Annotated in this window: 1 pseudogene; it reads left to right on the top strand. The window is 55.8% G+C overall.

The window, feature by feature from the left end:
* Positions 1 to 362 (top strand): annotated as a pseudogene (locus D8M41_RS11475) (HNH endonuclease); the annotation flags it as partial.
* Between the last annotated feature and the right edge of the window lie 168 nt (positions 363 to 530).

Raw genomic sequence — 530 nt, 5'->3', positions numbered from 1 at the left:
CCCCCGACGGAGGCCAGCGTATGCTACGTGCGCATCGCGCAGCAGCAGAAATTATTTACGGCGTAGAAGCGATTACTGATCAGCTTGTTACGCACCTATGCGATAATCCGCTGTGCGTCCGCGCAGAGAAAGGTACTACTGGGCACCTCTTTATCGGCACTCACGCCGAGAACATGGCCGAGCGGGAATATCGTGGCCGGGGTAACCTGCATAACCCCCTCTGGCGACACCAAGGCCGCGCCGCACGCGCTGCGGCCGCTAGACTCCTACGCGCTCACACCATCCAAAACGGATACGAACAGCAGAAAATCGACGAGCTGATCCGAGGCATCATCATGCCCGGCCAACAGCCTCTTTTCTAAAAAAGAAGGCTCAACACCCCCTGTGTAGAGGGTATTGAGCTTTCCAACCCCACAAGCGTGGGGAGAAGAAACCCAATTCCGATTAGAAGAAATCGAACAAACGGCTCATCCCCAGTAATCTGGGGAACATTTAAGCAGGAACCATAAACGGGTCCATCCCCGCCCCTG

This window comes from Rothia sp. HSID18069 (assembly GCF_003989155.1).
In the GTDB taxonomy this organism is placed as follows: Bacteria; Actinomycetota; Actinomycetes; order Actinomycetales; family Micrococcaceae; genus Rothia; species Rothia aeria.
The sequence above is the reverse complement of the archived record's forward strand: the minus strand, read 5'-3'. Positions and strand labels throughout refer to the sequence as shown.